The 20,849-nt window shown below is 46.7% G+C and carries 13 protein-coding genes and 1 tRNA gene; all 14 read left to right on the top strand.

Features of this window, described 5'->3' with window-relative positions; genetic code table 11:
- Window position 1 precedes the first annotated feature (1 nt).
- The 14 genes from VMX18_03335 (at window position 2) to VMX18_03270 (ending at window position 20,849) form a co-directional block, all read left to right on the top strand.
- Window positions 2-991, top strand: a complete 990-nt coding sequence (locus VMX18_03335; GenBank protein HUT22411.1) for a hypothetical protein — start codon at window positions 2-4, stop codon at window positions 989-991.
- 3 nt (window positions 992-994) lie between these two features.
- Window positions 995-7,108: a hypothetical protein gene (locus VMX18_03330; protein ID HUT22410.1), complete on the top strand. Its 6,114-nt coding sequence runs from the start codon at window positions 995-997 to the stop codon at window positions 7,106-7,108.
- Between the two features lie 66 nt (window positions 7,109-7,174).
- On the top strand, window positions 7,175-7,588 hold the full coding sequence (locus VMX18_03325) for a hypothetical protein (GenBank protein HUT22409.1): 414 nt from the start codon (window positions 7,175-7,177) through the stop codon (window positions 7,586-7,588).
- Window positions 7,589-7,629: 41 nt separating this feature from the next.
- The gene (locus tag VMX18_03320; GenBank protein ID HUT22408.1) at window positions 7,630-9,093 is read left to right on the top strand and encodes a ComEC/Rec2 family competence protein; all 1,464 of its coding nucleotides are present in this window, start codon (window positions 7,630-7,632) and stop codon (window positions 9,091-9,093) included.
- Window positions 9,062-9,985, top strand: coding sequence for an MBL fold metallo-hydrolase (locus VMX18_03315; protein HUT22407.1), 924 nt, complete (start codon window positions 9,062-9,064; stop codon window positions 9,983-9,985). Before VMX18_03320 ends, VMX18_03315 begins: the two co-directional genes overlap by 32 nt.
- 47 nt (window positions 9,986-10,032) lie before the next feature.
- Complete coding sequence (locus VMX18_03310; GenBank protein ID HUT22406.1) at window positions 10,033-10,611, top strand: nucleoside-diphosphate kinase; 579 nt, start codon at window positions 10,033-10,035, stop codon at window positions 10,609-10,611.
- Window positions 10,612-10,977: 366 nt separating this feature from the next.
- Window positions 10,978-12,807 (top strand): hypothetical protein, encoded by a 1,830-nt coding sequence (locus VMX18_03305; GenBank protein ID HUT22405.1) that lies wholly within the window; start codon window positions 10,978-10,980, stop codon window positions 12,805-12,807.
- Window positions 12,808-13,698 carry an AmmeMemoRadiSam system protein B gene (amrB, locus tag VMX18_03300; protein ID HUT22404.1) on the top strand — a complete coding sequence of 297 codons (891 nt, stop codon included), beginning with the start codon at window positions 12,808-12,810 and terminating at the stop codon, window positions 13,696-13,698.
- A gap of 32 nt (window positions 13,699-13,730) precedes the next feature.
- Window positions 13,731-13,806 (top strand) — tRNA-Pro (locus VMX18_03295).
- 117 nt (window positions 13,807-13,923) lie between these two features.
- On the top strand, window positions 13,924-14,274 hold the full coding sequence (locus VMX18_03290; protein HUT22403.1) for a four helix bundle protein: 351 nt from the start codon (window positions 13,924-13,926) through the stop codon (window positions 14,272-14,274).
- Between the two features lie 137 nt (window positions 14,275-14,411).
- The gene (locus tag VMX18_03285) at window positions 14,412-14,957 is read left to right on the top strand and encodes an arginine decarboxylase, pyruvoyl-dependent (GenBank protein HUT22402.1); all 546 of its coding nucleotides are present in this window, start codon (window positions 14,412-14,414) and stop codon (window positions 14,955-14,957) included.
- A gap of 135 nt (window positions 14,958-15,092) precedes the next feature.
- Window positions 15,093-16,955 (top strand): efflux RND transporter periplasmic adaptor subunit, encoded by a 1,863-nt coding sequence (locus tag VMX18_03280; GenBank protein ID HUT22401.1) that lies wholly within the window; start codon window positions 15,093-15,095, stop codon window positions 16,953-16,955.
- A gap of 1 nt (window position 16,956) precedes the next feature.
- Complete coding sequence (locus VMX18_03275) at window positions 16,957-20,097, top strand: efflux RND transporter permease subunit (GenBank protein HUT22400.1); 3,141 nt, start codon at window positions 16,957-16,959, stop codon at window positions 20,095-20,097.
- A gap of 227 nt (window positions 20,098-20,324) precedes the next feature.
- The gene (locus VMX18_03270; GenBank protein ID HUT22399.1) at window positions 20,325-20,849 is read left to right on the top strand and encodes an ElyC/SanA/YdcF family protein; all 525 of its coding nucleotides are present in this window, start codon (window positions 20,325-20,327) and stop codon (window positions 20,847-20,849) included.

Genomic DNA, 20,849 nt, shown 5'->3' with positions numbered 1-20,849 from the left:
TATGAAAAAAACTTTCATTATTTTAGGACTTGTTTCAATATTATTTTTCGGTTTTGTCGGCGAGAGTTTTGCCGTGACCGTAATGCCACCGGTGCTTGAAGGTATTGTGGTCGAGCCTGGCAAAGTTTATGAAGGATCATATCGCATCAGAAATGAAACGGATTCGCCGCGCATATATTATTTCATGGCCAGAAATTTCGACGCCAGGGGCGAAGAAGGCGATGCCGGTTTGGCTTCCGAAGAAGACAGTCAAATGGGTTTGGCCAGCTGGGTTGAATTCGAATTTCCTTTTATGCTGGTTATGGTCGGCGAGACCAAAGAAATCAATTTTAAAATAAAAGTGCCGAGCGACGCCGAGCCGGGAGGACATTACGCGGCCTTGTTCACCAGCACTGAACCTCCGGGTTCCGAGCAGAGCGGCGGCGTGGGCTTGGGAGAGAACACGGGTGTGCTGACTTTGGTCACGGTGCCCGGCAATATCAGGCAGGGAGCGGATTTGGTGGAGTTTTCCTTGGCCAGCGGAAAAAAGGTTTTTAATCGCCCGCCCGTGGAATTTTTGATCAGAATCAAAAATTCGGGCAATGTTCATTTCAAGCCGATCGGCGATATTTCGGTTTCAGGCTGGATCGGCGCGTCCGCGTTGATTGCCGCCAATCCGAAAAAAGGCAATATTTTACCGAACAGCATCAGGGCGTTTCACCCGATTTGGCGAGGTCCGGAAGAACGGGGCAGTTTCGTTCAGGAATTGAAAAACGAATGGCATAATTTCGGCTTTGGCAGATACACCGCTCATTTGGAAATGGCTTGGCAGGATGATCCTGATGAGAAAATCATCGGCAATTTGAAATTTTGGATTATTCCATGGCATTTGATGTTGGTCGGTTTGGCGATCTTGGCGATTTTATACCTGATGCTCAGAAGCTACAACAAGGCGATCATTAAAATGGCTCAAAAGAAAAACGAAATAAAAGAAGAAGTTGAAAAAAAGTAGTCTGTGAAAAGACAATTCGATAAAATTATTTCGACCCGCGATCAAGCGAGCCCGTACAAGCTGGTGATATTTTTGATTGTTTGTTTGGCCATGGGTTTTTACGCTTTTAATACGCATTCTCCGGAAACCAAAGCCGCGGTGAGCAATTATTTGAATTATCAAGCCAGGCTTTTTGACAGCAACGGCAAAGAAGTCAAAGACGGATATTATCATGTCAGATTCAAAATTTACAACGCCGAAAGCGCAGGTGATTTGCTTTGGACGGAGACTTGGACTGACACGACTTCGTTGGCGACGGTTGATTCGGGATTATTTTCATTGAAGCTCGGAGATTTGATGGCCTTTCCGGCCACGCTCGATTTTCAGACCGAAGCCGGTTATTGGCTGAGCGTGGAAGTCGGCGGCAAAGCCGGCGCCGCGTCTTGGGATGGCGAGATGTCGCCCCGAAAAGAAATCACGGCCGTGGCTTACGCGATTAACGCGGGTAAATTAAACGGTCAGGACGGTGACGGATTCGCCATTTTGGCTGAAGACGAAATTGTCACGGGCAAATATTCACATACGGTTTCGGGAACGACGGGCGACGCTTTGAATTTGCAATTCACGGCCAATACGAACTCCGGCGCCAACACCATGTCGATTTTGCAAATGACCGCCACTCAAGACGCGACCGACGGCGACGCTTTGTACGGACTTTATATCAAAGATTTGCAAGGCGCTGCCGGCGCCGGCAATGAATACGCCATTTATCAGGCGGGCACGGCTTGGGATTACGGACTTTACGTGGAAGATGACGGCTATTTCGGACAAAATTTAACCGTGGTTAATCAACTGACTTTGACCGCGTCCAGCGACTTGGTGATCGGCACCACCGCCTTGGGCGAATTTACGGCCGCCGATGACAGCGGCGCGTATAATGTCGGCGTGTATTCCGATGGTTTGACTTATTCAACGAAAAATAATGTGCAAGGAGTGATCGAAGATTTGGACGCGGCCATCGCGGGCATCGGACCGGGCGGCAGTTTGTTTACGGATGCCGGCTCGTTCACGTATTTGACGGCCTCGACCGATCAATTGGTTTTCGGCGCGAACGCCACGGCTGACGCTCCGTTTTTATTTGACCCTACCAGCGGTTCGCGTCAATTGGCAATTAATGCTTCCACGGACGCTAACGCGACATCAGCTTTGAATATTGATTTTCGCGGCAGCGCGGATAATCTTAAAGCCGTTGATATTTACGCTGGGTCATCAGCGGGTTTGGGCGCCAGCGCTTTTCTTTTCGGTCAAGCAGTCACGCTGGGTTATAACGCGGCGGACACGGCCGGCACTTTTCGCATTGCGAATAATGTCGACGTGGATGGCACGAACGCCACTTCGGATATCATTGGTTACGCTTTTTTCGATAATTCTCAGACCGGACAAGATGGTTTGTCCGGAGTCGGTTCGGCGACCGGCGCGTATTCTTTAATCTCCCATACGGGCAGCGGTAGTCTGACCGGTTTTCAAAATTATTTGTGGCATACGGGTAGCGGTTCGGTAACCGGCCTTGGCGGCTCCACCACCAGCTCGGGCAGCGGCACCGTTTATGGAGTGAATCCGCAAGTGTATGGTTCGGGTTCATTCAGCGGGTCATTGTACGGCTACAAACTTACGTTAACCAATCAAAGCGCGTCCGCGCAGAGTTTGCTTGGCATGGATATTGCCGTGACCAATTCCGGAGGCGCGTCAGCGGATTCCATCTATGGAGGAAAAATTACGGTTGACGCGTCCGGGGCCGAAGTTAATGGCGCTTACGGATTGCAGATAGTTTCAAAAAACGCTTACATCGAAAATTATATCAGTTTGACCTCGGACAGCGGCAGCGCCGGCTATGGTTTGACCATGAATGGACTGACTTTCGCCAGTGGCGATATCGAGCTGAGCAACGGTTCGATCATTTCCAATGCCACCGCGACCGTAACCGGTTTCAGCGATGGCATCAGAATCGGCAATACCGACGATACCACGGCCGGCAATATTAGATGGACGGGCGCGGATTTCGAAGGGTACACGGGCGCGACTTGGGAGAGCCTGACCGGCGCCGCTCCGGGAGGATCAAGTCTTTTTACCGATGCCGGAACTTTTACATATTTAACGGCTAGCGGCGATGATTTGGTTATCGGTTCAAATGCCACGGCTGACGCTCCGTTTTTATTCAACAATACGGTCGGTTCGCAGCAATTGGCCATTGACGCTTCAAGCGACGCTCACGCGTCGGCCGCCTTGGACGTTAATTTCCGCGGCAACACCAACAATCTTCAGGCGATAGATATTTACGCGGGCTCATCGGCCGCTTTAACGGGAGCATATAATAATTTAATGGGCCAGCAAATTACGCTGGGAATCCATGCCGCTGATGAGGCCGGCACTTTGCGCATCGCAAATAATGTGAATGTTGATGGCACGACCGCCACTTCTGATATAGTCGGTTACACTTTTTGGGATTTTGCGGATACCGGACAAGGCGGCTTTGACGGTGTCGGTTCGGTAAGAGGTTCATGGAACATCCTTTCGCATTCCGGGGCGGGCAGTTTAACGGGTTTTGACAATCTTCTATATCATTCCGGCAGCGGAAATGCGACCGGATACGGCGGTTCGGCCTTGGGACAAGCGGGTTTCAGCGGTTCTTTGTACGGTTACAATTTCGCTTTAACCAATCAAAGCGCGGTCGCTCAAAAGTTATATGGATTCAATGTGTCCGTGACCAATTCGGGAGGCGCGTCCGCGGACAGCATTTACGGCGGTAAAATTATCGTCGATGCTTCCGGAACTGAAGTCAACGGAGCGTACGGTTTGCAAGTCGTTTCCAAAAACGCTTTTATCGACAGTTATATCAGTCTGGCTTCGGACAGCGGCAGCGCGGGCTATGGAATTGACATGAACGGCCTGACTTTTACCAGCGGAGACATTCAGCTCAGCAACGGTTCGATCATCGACAACGCGACGGCCACCGTGGTCGGTTTCAGCGACGGCATCAGAATAGGCAATACGGATGATACCACGGCCGGTAATTTGCGCTGGACGGGAGGGGATTTTGAAGGCTACACGGGCGCGACTTGGGCGAGCCTGACCGGCGCCGCGCCGGGAGGATCCGGTCTTTTTACCGATGCCGGAACTTTTACATATTTAACCGCAAGCAATGATGATTTGGTCATCGGCTCTAACGCGACCGCTGATGCTGAATTGTGGTTTAATGTCGCCGGGAAGAGATTGACAGTGGGCAGCGGTTATCTTGATTTTGACAACAATTCGGTGGCCGTCGGTCCGAGCGCTCTGGCGGTGGTTCAGGCCGGAGGCACATACAATATTTCTGTCGGCGAGTCAGCGCTGGCCGCTCTCACCACGGGCGATTATAACGTCGGTATAGGTCCGGGCGTGTTGCAGACGGCGAACACCCAGTCTGGTCTCACGGCGGTGGGATATAATGCCATGAATTCCCATACGGGATCATACAATACCGCAGTTGGATATTCATCATTATCAGCGGTCAGCGCAAACAGTTATAATACCGCCATTGGTTATGAGGCCCTGATGCTTAATACCGGAGACTATAATGTAGCGGTAGGCTCCGGAGCCATGACTAATAATGTCGGTGCCAATAATGTGGCGATGGGTAATAACGCTTTGAGTTCAGTGGCAACTTCTCTAGCTCATCATAATGTGGCGATAGGAAGCAGCGCCTTGGCGGTCGCTGATGATACGGCATATTACAACGTGGCAATTGGGTTTAACTCAATGACCGCCACCGCAGGTGGTTTTGACAGTGTTGCTGTTGGCGCTAACACCCTTGATTCAAATACTAGCGGCCACGAGAATGTAGCGGTCGGCAGAAATTCTTTGCAAGCAATTTCAACAAACAGTTACAGCACCGCGGTTGGTACTGATTCGTTATATAGAGCGACTGGAGGATCTAATACCATGATTGGCTTTCAAAGCGGATATTACATTCTCACCGGAACATACAATATCGGCGTCGGTTACAATGCGGCGGGAGCGGGAACATCAGCCGGGGGCAATTATAATATCGGTATAGGCAGGTCGACCCTGGATGATTTTACCACGGGTTCATATAATGTGGCGCTGGGAAACTACGCCTTGGATGATTTGGATACTGGAACTTATAATGTGGCCATTGGATCTTATGCCGGAGCTTCCGCCACCACCACTTCCGATTCTTATAAATTGTATATAAGCAGTAAAGCTTCTGCTAACTCCAATAGACTTCAAGATCAAACTTTGTCTTTGGTTTACGGGGAATTCGCGAGTTCCATCGCCAACCAGCTTTTTAGAATCAACGGCGACGCTGAGATCAACAGCAAATCTTCGGATTATTCGTTGAAAGTATTCAATGACGGCGGCACCACCGGCAATATGGGAGTCTGGATTCAGGCCGGAGAAGACGCGGGCTTTGGCGCCACGAATAAATGGGTGCAGTTCGCGGACGGCGACGGCACCGAAGGAGGAAAAATCCACGGCAATGGCGCGGATGGCGTCACTTACGCTTCCACCGGATCCGACTATGCGGAATATTTCTTCAGTATTGATTCTAATCTTGTGCCCGGAGAAATAGTTTGCGTGGACAGAGCACACAGCAACGGGGTGAAACGTTGCGTTGCCTCGTCGGACGCGCTGGCCATGGGAGTGGTGTCTACGTCCCCGGCATTTGTCGGCAACGATCGGTACGGCGACAACAACACACATTACAAATTGATCGGTTTGATCGGACAGTTGCCCACCAAAGTCAATGTCGAAAACGGCGCCATCAGGCAAGGAGATTATTTGACGACCTCGTCAATCCCCGGCGTGGCCATGAAAGCTTCGCTCGGCGATCCGACCATCGGTATCGCGTTGGAATCTTTGTTCTCGGGGTCTGACAGCATCAAAGTTTTAATTTCCAGAAATAACGGCTCGAACGCCTTGGCCGCGGCCTTGCTTGAAGGATCCGGAGATTTGGTTTCCGATCCCATTTCGGCCATCATCGGTCCGGACGCGGCTCTTAATTTAACCGATTCTTCCTTGGCCGAAGTCTTGACTGTCGTTTATCCTGACGGAGCGGACAAATATTTGGAAGTGAAAACGGACATGAAGATTTTGGCGGACTTGCGAGTCGAAGGCGGTTTGAGCGTGGCCGGAGATCTGACCGCTGAAAAGAGAATTTATGTCAGCGACGAAATGTCCGGAGTCGCGACCATCGCTTCGGCGGATCTGACGTTCGTTAAGGTCAATTTCGATAGGCCTTATGAAGAATTGCCCAGAATTTCCGTGACCCCGGAATTATACGGTTTGACCGCGGCCGACAACGCTTTTGACATCTGGGACGGCAGATTCGTCATTACCGGCAAGAGCAAAGAAGGGTTCACCATAAACATAGCCGAGCCGCTTTGTTTGCCGGAAGAGACGTTCAATAATAATGGCGTTTGCGCCTTCTCAATAAATTTTTCCTGGCTGGCTTTCGGAGTCGTGGGCAACGAAGCGGACGCCGGCGAGCCGGTTTTACCGGAAGTGACCATTGATCGGTCAATGATTGAAATCACTTTGCTTAACGGAGCGAATTTGGATATCGTAAATATCGTGGAAAGTTTGCGCGGGCTGGGTTATACCGTTTATATAGGTCAAGATCCGATCATGCGCTATGATAATACTGAAATTTATCAGGTCGATTTGAATATTGATCAAAACGCTTTGCTGGAAATTCAAAGCATTACGGGCGGAGAAGTCGTGCCGTTTGATTTGATGAGCGGGGAAGTCGGTTTTTACGGCAACAGCGATTTGGTGATAGTTTTGGGCGCGGATTTAATTCAGCAGGTTTTCGGGGAGAACAATATTGAACCCGTTGCGCCGGATGAACCCATTATTCCCGAAGAAGAGCCAATCGCTCCGGAAGAAATTATTGACGCGCCGGAGGAACCCATTGAGCCGGCAAGCGAGCCAATAATCGAGGAACCTGTTTTGCCAGAGCCGACTCCGGCAGAACCAGCGCTGATCGAACCCGTTCCCGTCGAACCTGAGCCGATCGAGCCGACGCCCGTTGAACCCGCGCCTGCCGAACAGACTCCGGCTTTACCTCCAAGTGAATAACCCATTTGCATTTGCGTGTTTTTTATTGTATTATATTAATAATTGAAAATTAAATAAAAAATATTTATGCCGCAAAAAGAAGGATCAAATTCAAAATTCGCCATGATTTTGGCCTTGATGATTTTGATTATTGTCGCCGGGGCCGCATATTTTTTCATTTATCGGCGCGGCTTCAATAAATCGGATTACCAAGCTGTTTTTTTGACAAACGGTCAGGTATATTTCGGAAAATTAACCAATAAAAACGCGAGTTATGTCTTGTTGAAAGACATTTATTATTTGCAATTGAAAGAACCGCTTCAAGAGCAACAAGCGGGAAGCGAAACAACGCCTGATTTGAGTTTGATTAAATTGGGAAATGAACTGCACGGACCGATGGATAGAATGGAAATAAACAAAGACCATGTTTTGTTTATCGAAGACTTGCAAGACGATTCCAAAGTGGTGACCGCCATTTTGGATTTCAAAGCCCAACAATAAAATTTTCAACATAGCGGAACCCCTCCAACCGGAGGGGTTTTATGTTTAAAAATTTTTCACTGAGCAAAAAATTTTATTTATCGCTGATTTTATTTATCGCAGGAATTTGCTTGGCCAGTTTTGGCGCCGACTTGATTTTGCTTGTCGTCATTTCGGGTTTGATGCTTGGCGTCTTGTTCTCTTCGTACAGATTGGCCGCAGCGTTGGCGATTATCGGACTTGTTTCGGGTTTTTATTGGTTTGGCCGTTTTGATCCGCCGATGACCGAGAACTTTATTCATTATTACAATGAAGAAAAAGTCTCGTTTTCTGGCTATATCGCGCAAGAGGTCGATCAAAGAGCTGATCATCAGAAATTGACCGTGGCCGCGACCGAATTGAACGGCAAAAAAACGGAGGGTTTGGTTTTGGTCAAGGTGGACTCATACCCGATTTATGAATTCGGACAAAAAGTAAAGATCGAATGCTTGTTAAAGAAGCCGGGGTTGATCGATGAATTCGATTACGGCAGATATTTATCGGGCAAAAAGATTTTTTCAACTTGTTATAATCCGAAGATGCAAATATTGGGGAAAGTGGACGGGCATTATTTCGAAAAATATTTGCTTAAAGCGAAAAAGTATTTATTGAACAAAATAAATTTGATTTTGCCGGAGCCTCACGCTTCTTTTTTGGCCGGGTTGCTCTTGGGCGCCCGAAAGGGTATTCCGTCGGATTTGACCGACGCTTTCACTCGAGTCGGCGTCACGCACATCATTGCCGTTTCCGGCTATAACATCACGGTGGTGGCCGCGGCTTTGGCCAATTTTTTGAAAGCCGTTTTTATAGGCAGAAAAAAAGCGTTTTATTTTTCCGCGGCCGGCGTTATCTGTTTTGTTTTTTTGTGCGGAATGAGCGCGGCCGTGGTCAGAGCCGCGGTCATGGGGTTGACGATCATGGCCGCCTCGCAGCTGGGCAGAAAAACCAAAACCGGCCATGTTTTGATTCTCGCCGTGTTTGTCATGGCCGCGATCAATCCCAAAATACTTTTTTTCGATCTTGGCTTTCAGCTTTCTTTTTTGGCCACGATCGGCTTGATTTATATCTCGAAGCCGATGGAAAAGTTTTTTTCCTGGCTGCCGCAAAAGTTCGCGTTGCGAGAAAATTTTTCCACCACACTGGCGGCCATCATGGCCACCATGCCGCTGATAATGTATAATTTCAACAGGGTGTCTCTTATCGCTCCTCTGGCCAATATTCTGATTTTATCCGTAATCCCGCTGGCCATGTTGTGCGGTTTTATCGGCCTGGTCATCTCGATAATATCCGTTGAATTGGGGCAAATCGTCAGCTGGTTGACTTGGCTGGTCGAGCAATACATCATCAGCGCGGTTAAATATTTGTCAGCCATCGGCTGGGCGTCCGTTGATGTGAAATTCGGTTTGGCGTCCATGCTTTTTTGCTACGCGATAATTTCCGTCTTTATAATATTTTATGCGAAAAAACTTAAAAAAAATAACGGTTAGTTTATTGGCCGCGGTATTGATTTTGATGGGCTTGATCATCAAAGAAGAATTGACCGGTTTCGGCGTCAATTCTCAAGCGTCGCTGCCCGCCGAAAGCAGGCTGGCGGTTTATTTTTTGGATGTCGGCCAAGGCGACGCCAGCTTGATCATCACTCCTTCGGCGCAAAAAATATTGATCGACGGCGGTCCGGATACTTCTGTTTTGGATAAGTTGGGAGCCAATTTGTCGTTTTTTGACCGAAAAATAGACGCCGTTGTCTTAACTCATCCGCACGCGGATCATTTGAACGGTTTGATTGAAGTCGTTAAAAGATATGAGGTGGGCAAGATTTATTACACGGGAGCGATCTCCAATTCCCCGGCATTTCTGGAATTTTTGCAAATTATCAAAGATAAAGAAATTACTTTGGAAATAGTCGATACGCCCCGAGATCTGGATTTCGGCGATGGCGCGATTTTAAAATTCATTTATCCTTTTGAGAAAAAAGATATTGATGAGGCCGGTGATTTGAATGATACTTCGATCGTGAATCGATTGGTTTTCGGCCGCAAAAGTTTTTTGTTCATGGGGGACGCTGAAATTCCCGTGGAGAATAAAATATTGAATTATGAAGTTGATGTCGCTTCCGATATTATAAAAATAGGCCATCATGGCAGTTCGAGTTCATCCTCCGAGGAATTTTTGACCGCGGTAAATCCGCAATACTCCGTTATTTCGGTCGGCGAAAACAATAGCTTCGGCCATCCGCATCTTTCCGTGGTTCGTCGTCTGGAGCGCCTGGGCATTGATATTTTCAGAACGGATGAAGACGAGCAAATTTCGATATTTTCCGATGGCGACAATTTGGAAATTTTCAGCGGCAAAAGCGGGGGAAAGCCTTTACAAAATTGATTAATTTGCTAAAATGGCAATAACTTTATCAATTAAATTTAATTTGTATGACTGAAAAATCATTGGTCCTGATCAAGCCGGATGGAGTTCAGAGAGCTTTGGTCGGAGAAATCATCAGCCGTTTCGAACGCAGCGGTTTGAAAATAATCGGCTTGAAAGTGGTTCGCGCCACCGAAGATCTGGCCGGGGAGCATTATGCCAACGATGAAGCTTGGATGCTAAGCGTGGGGGAAAAAGCTTTGAAAGCCGCTGAGAGCCGGGGCGATAAAATGACCGAGACGGCCATGGAAATCGGCCGGCGCGTGCGCAATCAATTGATTTCATACTTAACCATGTCGCCGATCGTGGCGATTTGCGTTGAAGGTCATAACGCAGTGGCTAAAATCAGAAAATTGGTGGGCGCGACCAGTCCGCAGGATGCGGAACCGGGCACGATTCGGGGAGACTATTCCGTTGACTCATATGTTTTGTCCGACAAGTCCGGTCGGCCGATCCAAAACCTGATTCACGCTTCGGGCGCGGTTGACGAAGCGGACAGAGAAATAAAAGTTTGGTTTAAAGATGAAGAATTGCATGATTGGCAAAGAGTTGACGAGGCGTTGATTTATCGGACAGTGGAAAAATAACGGGTCAATAAAAAAACGGAAAAACTTTCCGTTTTTTGTTTGGACGCGGTCGAGCGGCTGAATTTTGATTTGAGTTGAAATCTCATAAATTTATTATTAATTATAGTGAAATTAAGGCAAAAAATCAATATTCGTTCGAATTTTTACAATATTTCTTAAAAATGTTAAAATAATAACAGCTTCACCATGAGGCTGGTTAAATTTCGGGACAAACTTATTTCTAGGGAGACTCATATCGTCTCGCTCCGTGGAGCGAGATTGCGGTCACCCACTTGGCGTTTAGCCGGAATTTTGCCAGTTGAAGGTGGAGTTTTTAAAAATTAAATATTAAATAATTTAACAAAATTAAAAATAATTGGAGTATTTATGCAAATATCAGATCAATCTTCCGGAAAAAACAGCAAAGTGTTGCTGTGCGTTCTAATTATCGCACTGTCTTTGCTGATTATTACCAACGGCATTACAGTTTACTTTTTATTGATCAAAAAAGGAGCGTTTGAATCCGTGTCTGAGACACAGAAGTTGGCCGCTCTCGAGCAGAAGGGAGTAGCGACATCGGAAATTGAAACGACTGATGGACAAAGCGCAAATTCGACAGCGGACGAAATCACCACTGACGGATTGACGACGAGTGAGCAAGTGGACGTGCAGTGGTATGACATAGCAAAACTCAAGGATGTCGGCGCGTCGGGATTTTTTGGAGACAATTATAATGCGGTTATCGCCAGTTTTTCAAAAAACAAGGATATCATATCATCCTACGGAAAAGAATATGCCAAAGACTCGATTGATAATTCCGAATATTACAAAATCGGAAAGATCGCCAGCGGCGTATATAAAGATAAAGAGCTGTATTTGATAATACCCATGCAGGAAATGGGTCCGACCGGCTTTCTCCGAGTGATCAAAAACGGCGATCAATATGTGGTCTTATCCAAGCATTCAGCTGAAATTTATGGAATATATACTTCTGTTTATTCAGTGAATGAGACTATTTCAATTCGCAATCTGGAAACGCCGGGAAAAATCGGAATCCCTAACTCCTCTATAAATTTAATCAAAGCGGCCGGAGAGAAGTTTCTGCTATTTCAAAATCTCGAGGAAAAAGATTTAACCAAGCTTTTCGAATTCGCCCGGGGAGAATTTATTTATAAATATGATATGGGCAAAATGGGGACGGAAATTTGCTATTACGCGGTCGCCAAAGACGGCACTGTCAGAGAATATGAATTTGACATACTTGGAGGAGAAACGCTTGGCGTGCTGTCTACTCAGCTCCCGATTGCCTGGTCCAGCGGCGCCTATAATAAATATGAATTTTTCAAAGGCACAATCGGCGGCTGCGGCGTGGGCAGATGCTATCACTATGCTGCCGGCGCGACTGAAAAGGATCTGGTCAAGTCAGGCGTGCTTTCAGGGAAATATGATATATATGAATTGAAAGATGGAGCTTTGCTGACTGACGGCGTGTCGTACATACGGCAGATATATGATGATTATTATCCCGGCTACGATGAAGTCAATAAAACTCAGCTGGATAAAACTCCGTATGAAACTTTTACCAAAGAGCACCCGGCCATTTTCTGGAAAGATCCGTTCGGAGGTTTCGTTGAATTCCGCAATCTGATGTTTATCCCCGCGGTTGAATGTGGCAAGCCGGTGATTTACCTCTATCCTGAAAAGCAAATGGATGTGTCAGTGAAAGTCGATCCCAATGGCGGATTTTCCATCACCGAACCGGATTACAACGGCGGCTGGCAGGTAAACGCCACGCCGGAAGGCAAATTATTCAATTACGCTGATAAAACTTATTATCCATATCTATTTTGGGAAGGCAAAGGAATGTTTTATCAAAGGCCGAATCAAGGATTTGTCGTGGCTAAAAACGATGTTGAGAAATTTTTGTGGGAAAAACTGGCATTGCTCGGTTTGAATGAGAATGAATCGGATGAATTTATTGAATTCTGGCTGCCTCGAATGCAGGATAAAAATTATTATTTCGTGACCTTTGTGCCCCAGTCTCAATTTGATAAATTGGCTCCGCTGACTGTCAGCCCGAGACCGGACACGGTCATCAGAGTGTTCATGGATTACGAAGGATTGGATTATCCCGTAAAAGTCGAAGCGCAAAAGATTGTCACTCCGGAGAGAAGAGGCTTTACGGTGGTTGAGTGGGGCGGAGCATTGCACAAATAAATGAAATCAAATGTCTTCAACATAATTCTTGTCGCGGTAATCCTGCTTGTGTCTCTACAGGCAGGATTGCTTTTAATTTTCATAAGCAATAACCGGGAAGCCGATTCGATTGTCGAGTATGACGCGATGCATTATTCTTTTATCAATGACAGAAATTTTTACGACCAGGCATATGAGCAGGCCGCGGGTCAAGTCAATCGGCCGCCAAGCCGCGTTTACGCCGGTATTGTTCCGCATCATTTGATTGTCAAAGATAAAATCGCCGCTTTTTTTTTGGGCATCGAAGATTTTGACTATGAAACGATTATTTTAATCGGACCTAACCATTATAATGCCGGCTATGCCCGGAGAATAACCTCGACTGCCGCCTGGAACACGCCTTATGGCGTTCTTTTGCCGGATCAGGATTTGATCAAAGCAATTATAGATAATACTGAGGTAAAAATTGAAGAAGCGCCATTTGAAAATGAGCATGGGATTACCGGGCTTGTGCCTTTTATTAAAAAAAGTTTTCCGGACGCGAAAATAATGCCGATCATTATCAAAGATACTGTAACTTCGCTGGAAGCAGAATTATTGGCCAAGGTCATTGTGCGGTCAGTCGATCCGGAAAAAACCTTGATTTTAGCCAGTATTGATTTTTCTCACGATAAGCAGGCTGACCAGGCGGATATTGCTGATGAATTAAGCAATAAGGCGATTTTAAGTTATGATTTCGATAAAATTTACAGTTTGGAATTAGACTCTCGACCAGCTGTTTATTTTATGTTAAGCTATCTAAAGTTCATGGGCATCGACGGATCAGAGCGTATATTTCATACTAATTCCGGGAAACTGCTGGGTAAACCGGATGAGCCGACGACCAGTCATCAGATTTTTTACTTTTATTGATGCTGGATCCCTGATTTTCAATTTTTATTTCGCGGGCTGTAGCGCAGTTGGTAGCGCGCATCGTTCGGGACGATGAGGCCGGGAGTTCGAGTCTCCCCAGCCCGACCACCGCACCTTAATTCTTAATCTCATCCTTATCCTTAATTCTAATCTTTAAGTTGTTTAATAATAGAATTGAGAATTAAGATTAAGGAGAAGAATTAAGGCAAGCAAATTTTTAAAAGTATGTTTGATTTTGAGCAATTTCCCGTTTATCAGAAAGCGGAATTCTATTATGTCAAAGTTTTGAAAATTCTTTCCGATCCCAAGATAGACAAAAATCTTAAAGATCAACTAAAAAGAGCTTCAATAAGCATTGTGTTAAATATTGCGGAAGGAGCCGGTAAATACAGCAAAAACGACAAGAAAAATTTTTACGTTGTGGCCAAAGGGTCGGTTAATGAATGCGTGGCCATCATGAGAATAATGAAGATCGAAAGATTGCTTGATGATGATATGTTTGGGAAAGCGTACGATGATTTGGAGGGCATTGCTAAAATGCTTTCTGGTCTTATTGGCGCTATGTTAAAAAGATAGTCGGTTAATGAATAATTTTTCCGTTCATGGTCCTTGCCCATTTTTTTGTTTACAGATTTTTTATAAATTGCTATATTCTAATTATCCTAAAATAAAAAATAATATTTTCGCGTCCTATGGAAAATGAAACCGGTTCAATGTTCGTTCCCACTAAAATGTTTTTAACCAAGGGTGTCGGCCGGCACAAAGATTATTTGCAGTCATTTGAAATGTCTTTGCGCGACGCCGGCATAGCGGAATATAATTTGGTGACCGTCAGCTCCATTTTTCCTCCCGATTGCAAACGTATTTCTCGAGATGAAGGAAAAAAATTTTTAAAACCGGGACAAATAGTTTTTGTCGTCATGGCCAGACAAGCCGCATGCGAGCCCAATCGTTTGATGTGCGCTTCCATCGGTTTGGCTTTGCCACAGGATCATAATCAACACGGTTATTTGTCAGAACATCATTCTTTCGGCGAGACGGCCGAGCGAGCCGGAGATTATGCCGAGGATTTGGCCGCCACCATGCTGGCCACGATAGTCGGTTTGGAGTTTGATTCCTCCGCGGCGTGGGATGAGCGGGAGCAAGTATATAAATCATCGGGCAAGATAATCAGAACCTCGAATATCACGCAGTCGGCCGAAGGCCACAAAGACGGTTTATGGACCACGGTGGTGGCCGCGGCCGTGCTCATATTTTAAATAAAAATTAAGTAGCGCGATAAACAAAAAAAATCCTAAGGGGCTTTTTTTGTTTTTTTGACAAATTTTTGATTTATGTTAAGATAATTTTTCATTGATAGGTTTCTAAAATATTAAAAGACAATAATTTCAATTATGCCAGAGAAAAAATCATATTTCGCCAAATTCATCATTTATATTATCATTTTGGCCGTTATCGGCGTTTTCGGTTTTCGAATATATCAGGAATTGAATACTGAAGAAGTTATTGAAATAGAGACGGTGAGAAAGGTCTCATTGCTCAATGTCGACGATTTTCAGAAAAAGAACGCGCAAATCGAGGCCACGGGCGTGGTCGAATCCTTGGAACAGATAGATATAAAAAGCGAATTGTCTTCGAAAGCGGTAAAGGTAAACGCCGCAATCGGACAGGAAGTCCATGCGGGCGATGTTTTGGTTGAATTGAATCACGCGGACATTGACGCTCAGTTGGCTCAGGCCGCCGCGACCATTGAAAGATTGGAAAGCGGCGTTGATCAAAGAGTCGCCGGAGCTACGGATCAAGAAATCGCGCGAGCCGCGGCCGCCGTGGCTCAGGCGACCGCCATTTTGGAGCAAACGAAAGTTGGGCGGGAGCAATCGAAATTGATGTCCGAGCAAAGAGTCTCGGCCGTCGAGACCGCTTTGAAAATAGCCGAAAATAATTTGCAAAAAGCCGCGGATCAAGATAACAGCGAGATAATAGATAACGCTTATAAAAATTTGGTTAATGTTTTGGATTCGACGGTTTCCACTTTGGCTTCGGCGCTGACCGCTTCCGACAATATCATGGGTATTGATAACACCATTATCAATGATGTGTTCGAGGCGGATTTGAGCCAAAAAAGCCAAGTCGCCTGGTACGCGGCCATCGACAGTTATAATGAAGCCAAAAAAGCCAAGGTGGAAGTCGCGGAAATGGTTTCCTATTTGAGCTATACGAGCAATCATGATGACATTGATTCCGTGGCGACTTACGCCGTCTCGGCTGTGGAGACCATGACCGATCATTTGGCTGACATGACCGCCATGCTTAACGCCACTTCGGCCGTGGGTCACTTGACCCCGACCATGCTCGACGGTTTTAAGGCCGGCATAGGCGCCGCGCGAGCTTCGGTCTCGGGCGCCGCTTCGGCTTTGTCCGGCGCCGCGGCCGGCGTCGATAACGCCAAGGTCGCTGACACGGCCGCGCAAATCGCTTATCAGAAAGCGATCAAGGATTTGGCGGACGCCAAAGAACAAGCGAAAAATGATCTCAAGTCCGCCGATGCTTCCGTGGCGGTGCAAGAAGCTTCTCTCGCTCAGGCCGAGGCCGCTTATAATTTGACCGTGGCCGGTCCACGAGACGTTGATTTGGCCGGACTTCTTGCTTCGGTCAAAGAAGCGAAAGCGTCCGTCGGCCTGATTCAAAATAATAAAAACAAAGCTTTTATCAGAGCGCCTTTTGACGGAATTATTTCCGAGGTCAAAATAACAACGGGTGATTTGGTGTCATTCGGTCAAATGGTTGTTTCCTTGGTGAATCCCGGAGGGTTGCAATTGAAAGTTTATTTGAATGAAAAAGAAATAAATATGATCGGCGTGGGTTCCGCTGCCAGGATCGAAGACGGCATTGAAGGTTCGGTGGCCAAAATTTCGCCGAGAGTGAATCCTCAAACCAAAAAGATAGAAACGATTATCGCCATGGTCGGCGATAATCTGCCGGTCAAGATCGGGCAATACGCTCGAGCTCAAATAAGGATCAATGAAGAATTGATTCACAATAATATTTACTTTTTGCCGCTGGCCGCCGTGAAAATAACCTCCGACCAGGCTTATGTCTATTTGTTCGGCCAAGATGGCGTCGTGGAATCCTTGCCCGTGGCCTTGGGCAAAGTCGTCGGAGAGATGATTGAGGTGAATGACGGACTTTTTTCGGGCATGGAAATATTGGAATCCACCAGAGGAATCAAAGACGGACAAAAAGTCGAGTTGAATTAATATGGAGCAAAAAGAAATCGGAAAAATTTGGAAATTTTTCGTGAATAATCATAAATTCACTTATATTATTATTGCCGGAGTGATTATTTTAGGCACCGTATCGATTTTGCAAATACCCCAAGAATCCAGCCCCGAGGTGGAAGTGCCTTACGCATTGGTTATGACGCCATATCCCGGCGCCAGCCCGGAAGATGTGGAAGAATTGGTGACGGATCCGATCGAAGATAAAATAAAAAGTTTGGACGAATTGGATATCGTCACTTCGGAATCAAGCAGCGGTTTATCATTTATTTTCGTTCAATTCGATATTGACGCGGATGTGGATCAAAAAGTGTCGGCGCTCAAAGAAGCGGTTGACGAGGCTAAAACGCAATTGCCGAGCGACGCCAGCGATCCTTCCGTCCGCAAATTGAATTTCAGCGACACGCCGGTTTTGACATTTTCTTTGAGCGGACCGTTTCCGATAAATCAATTGGTGGAATACGCGAAAAGCGTCCAAGGGCAATTGGAAAGCATCAGCGGAGTATCCAAAGTTAAAATATCCGGCGGCCAAGACCGGGAAATCTCGGTCATTGTCGACAAAGTCAAGCTCGACGGCTATGGCTTGCCGCTGTCGTCGGTAACTTCCATGATCGCCTCGGCCAATAGCGATATTCCTGCCGGCTCGATCGAAACGTCGGACACCAAATATTTGGTCAGGTTCGCGGGCAGACTGTCTTCGGTGGAAGAAATCAGTCGCGTGCCGATCGCCAGTATCGGCGATACGGTAATCACCGTGAATGACCTGGCCGAAGTCGTTGACGGTTATGTGGAAGCCGCCAGCGTGTCCAGATTGAGTTTGGACGGCGGTCAGTCGCAGTCGGCCGTGTCTTTATCCGTGTATAAAGTGAGCGGCGGCAACATCGTGAACATCGAGCGGCAGGTGATGGAAATATTGGATCAAGTAAAGGGAGATATTTTGCCCGAAGGAATCGAATTTGAAGTCACGGAAAACATGGCTCAATATGTCAGAGAAGATCTGAGTCGATTGAGCGCGAACGGACTTTCCACTATCATTATTATAATAGTTTTGCTTTTGATATTTTTGGGTTGGCAAGAGGCTATTTTAACGGGTTTGGCCGTGCCCATGACTTTTTTAATCACTTTTATCTTTTTATATCAGTTCGGCTACACCATTAATTTTCTTTCTTTGTTCTCCTTGATTTTGGGTTTGGGCATGTTGGTGGATTGCTCCATTGTGGTGAGCGAAGGCATTAATAAATATAGAAACAGGGGAGTGCCGGTCAAAGAAGCGGTATATCGCACGATCGAAGAATTTCAGTGGCCGTTGATCGCGGGCACCTTGACCACGGTTTTCGCTTTTTTGCCCATGATGTTCGTGGGAGGCATCATCGGCAAATTCATTGAAAGCATTCCTTTCACCATCACCGTGGTTTTAATCGGTTCATTCGCGGTGTCGCTGGGATTTTTGACGACCATTTCCGCCAGAGTGATGAAGAATAAATTGCCCGTGCCGGAAATAAATTTTTTAAATAGTAAATTTCAGAAAAAAATCACCTTGGGAAATTTACGGGAGCGTTTGCTCGGCCCGTTTTATCGTTGGTATCAAAATAAAATAGAATCTTACATGCGAAGCAAAGCGAAAAGAACCGCGTTTATCATTGTTGTGTTGATCGCTTTTGTCGGCGCGGTCGCTTTGCCCGTGACGGGTTTGCTCGAAGTCAATATGTTCCCCATTTCGGATTATGAGTTGATTTACATTGATATGAAAATGCCGGCGGGCACGCCGCTGACCGTTACCGATCGGCAAGCGTTGGGAGTTGAGAATATTTTGTACGAGGATAATAGCGTGAAATCGTTTTTGACGGTCATCGGTTCGCAGTCCAGCGCGGGCAGTTTTGTCTCTGTGGATTCAAACACTTCCAATCAAGCTTATATTATCGTTAAATTGAAGGAAGAACGGGAAAAAACGAGCGCGCAAATAGCCGATGAGTATAATGAAAAGTTTAAATCTTTTACCAAACTCGATATTACCATTTCCTTGATGGACGAAGGTCCGCCCGCCGGCGCGCCGGTGGAAATAAAAATCATCGGACCAAAGCTTGAGGTGTTGGAATCTTTGGCGAAGGAATATGAAAAAATGTTGAATGAAATTCCCGGCACCAAAGCCGTCTCTTCTTCCGTTCAAGAATCTCCGGGTGAATTCGTTATTACGATCGATCGTTTGAAAGCTCAGCTGTACGGCGTCAGCACCATGCAGATCGCCGCCACTTTGAGAAACGCGATCAGCGGCACGAGCGCCACGGTGCTTCGAGAAGGCGGGGACGACATTGATGTGGTGGTTAAATACGATTTGGACGCCAACGGCGCCGGTGACAAGGCTCTTGATATAAACGCGATCGAGTCGATTGACATCGCCACTTTGTCCGGAGGCATTCCGATCAGCAGTTTCACCGATAGCGGCATAGGCTACAGCAGGCCGTCCATTTCTCATTTGGACGGAGACAGGATCATGACCGTTACTTCAGATGTTAAGGAAAGCGCGTCCGTGCAGGATATTTATGACAAGATTACGGAAAAGCAGGCCGCGCTGGTAATCCCAGAAGGTTATATTGTCAGCCAAGGCGGAGAGACCGAAGATATTCAGGAGTCATTCACCGATTTATTGTACGCTTTTGTCATCGGCGTGGTGATGATCGGCTCTTTGCTGGTCTTGCAATTCAAATCTTTCAGAAAAGTGGCTTTCATTTTGGTCACTATTCCTTTGGCCTTGATCGGGGTTTTGCCCGGATTGTTTTTGGTGAATATGCCTCTCAGTTTCCCGGCCGCGATCGGCTTGGTCGCTTTGGCCGGCGTCGTGGTCAACAACGCTATTTTCTTAATTGATAAAATCACTTCAAATATCGCCGTGGGCATGTCCAAACCGGACGCCATTGCCGACGCTTGCATGACCAGAGTTCGTCCCATTTTGCTGACAACGATCACCACGGTCTGCGGCATATTGCCTTTGGCCATGTCCGATTCCACTTGGGGGCCTCTGGGCTACTCGATCGTTTTCGGCTTAAGCTTTTCCATGGTGTTGACTTTGATGGTGGTGCCGATTTTGTACTTGAAGTTTGGCAGAGACAAGGAAGACGTGTAACACGTATCACGTATCATGGGTCACGTATCATGGAGCATTGTTACAAATTACATTCATTTACAGCTTTAAGCCTAAGGATCTTGTAATTCGTAACAATCGCTTGAAAGCTAAGTAGTCGATTGTAATTCGTAACACGTAGCACATAATAAAAAAATCGCCGGTCGTTTGACAGCGATTTTTTTATTCATTACGATATAGTATCGTCAACCGTCGAAAGGAGAAGACCGATGAAGTCAATCGCCATTGTCATGGGCTATGGCTGTCATTTGAGCGACGATTTGAAACGCTACTTGGATATGGTGGCGAACTTCGCCAGGTATAATTCGCTGGCCGCGATTATCTGCAGCGGCGGGTTCACGAACAAAAGGTCGGCGCCGGGCAAAAGCGAGGCGAGTGTGATAGCCGAGTACTTGCGGTCGCAAAAAGTATTTCAGCCCATCCATTTGGACGAATCCGCCAGGACCACGGCCGAGAATCTCCATGGCGCGCGAAAAGTCATGGCGGAAAAGAGGTTGCGGCCAGACCGGATCATCATCTTTTGCGACGCGGCGCGGGCCATGAAGGTCCGCGTTCTGGCTCGGCTGATTTTGGGCAAGTGGCCGCTGGTCATCACCTATGACATGAGCGGCAAAGTGATCGAATGGTTCAAGCAGACCTTGCTCGCCACGCCGCTTGATGTCATCGGTCTGCATGTTCCGGCCGTTCGTGAGGCAATGCTGGCCAGGAGGAGAAAAATCATGGAGGAAAGCTGA

The sequence above is a fragment of the Candidatus Bipolaricaulota bacterium genome (genome assembly GCA_035528115.1).
In the GTDB taxonomy this organism is placed as follows: domain Bacteria; phylum Patescibacteriota; class Patescibacteriia; order UBA11705; family DATKZF01; genus DATKZF01.
The sequence above is the reverse complement of the archived record's forward strand: the minus strand, read 5'-3'. Positions and strand labels throughout refer to the sequence as shown.

Excerpts from the sequence above, each read along its gene's own strand:
- VMX18_03285 (HUT22402.1), top strand. The coding sequence starts at position 14,412 with ATGTTCGTTCCCACTAAAATGTTTTTAACCAAGGGTGTCGGCCGGCAC.
- VMX18_03315 (HUT22407.1), top strand. The coding sequence starts at position 9,062 with ATGCGAAAAAACTTAAAAAAAATAACGGTTAGTTTATTGGCCGCGGTA.
- VMX18_03305 (HUT22405.1), top strand. The coding sequence starts at position 10,978 with ATGCAAATATCAGATCAATCTTCCGGAAAAAACAGCAAAGTGTTGCTG.
- VMX18_03270 (HUT22399.1), top strand. The coding sequence starts at position 20,325 with ATGAAGTCAATCGCCATTGTCATGGGCTATGGCTGTCATTTGAGCGAC.
- VMX18_03290 (HUT22403.1), top strand. The coding sequence starts at position 13,924 with ATGTTTGATTTTGAGCAATTTCCCGTTTATCAGAAAGCGGAATTCTAT.
- VMX18_03325 (HUT22409.1), top strand. The coding sequence starts at position 7,175 with ATGCCGCAAAAAGAAGGATCAAATTCAAAATTCGCCATGATTTTGGCC.
- VMX18_03335 (HUT22411.1), top strand. The coding sequence starts at position 2 with ATGAAAAAAACTTTCATTATTTTAGGACTTGTTTCAATATTATTTTTC.
- VMX18_03320 (HUT22408.1), top strand. The coding sequence starts at position 7,630 with ATGTTTAAAAATTTTTCACTGAGCAAAAAATTTTATTTATCGCTGATT.
- VMX18_03275 (HUT22400.1), top strand. The coding sequence starts at position 16,957 with ATGGAGCAAAAAGAAATCGGAAAAATTTGGAAATTTTTCGTGAATAAT.
- VMX18_03280 (HUT22401.1), top strand. The coding sequence starts at position 15,093 with ATGCCAGAGAAAAAATCATATTTCGCCAAATTCATCATTTATATTATC.
- amrB (HUT22404.1), top strand. The coding sequence starts at position 12,808 with ATGAAATCAAATGTCTTCAACATAATTCTTGTCGCGGTAATCCTGCTT.
- VMX18_03310 (HUT22406.1), top strand. The coding sequence starts at position 10,033 with ATGACTGAAAAATCATTGGTCCTGATCAAGCCGGATGGAGTTCAGAGA.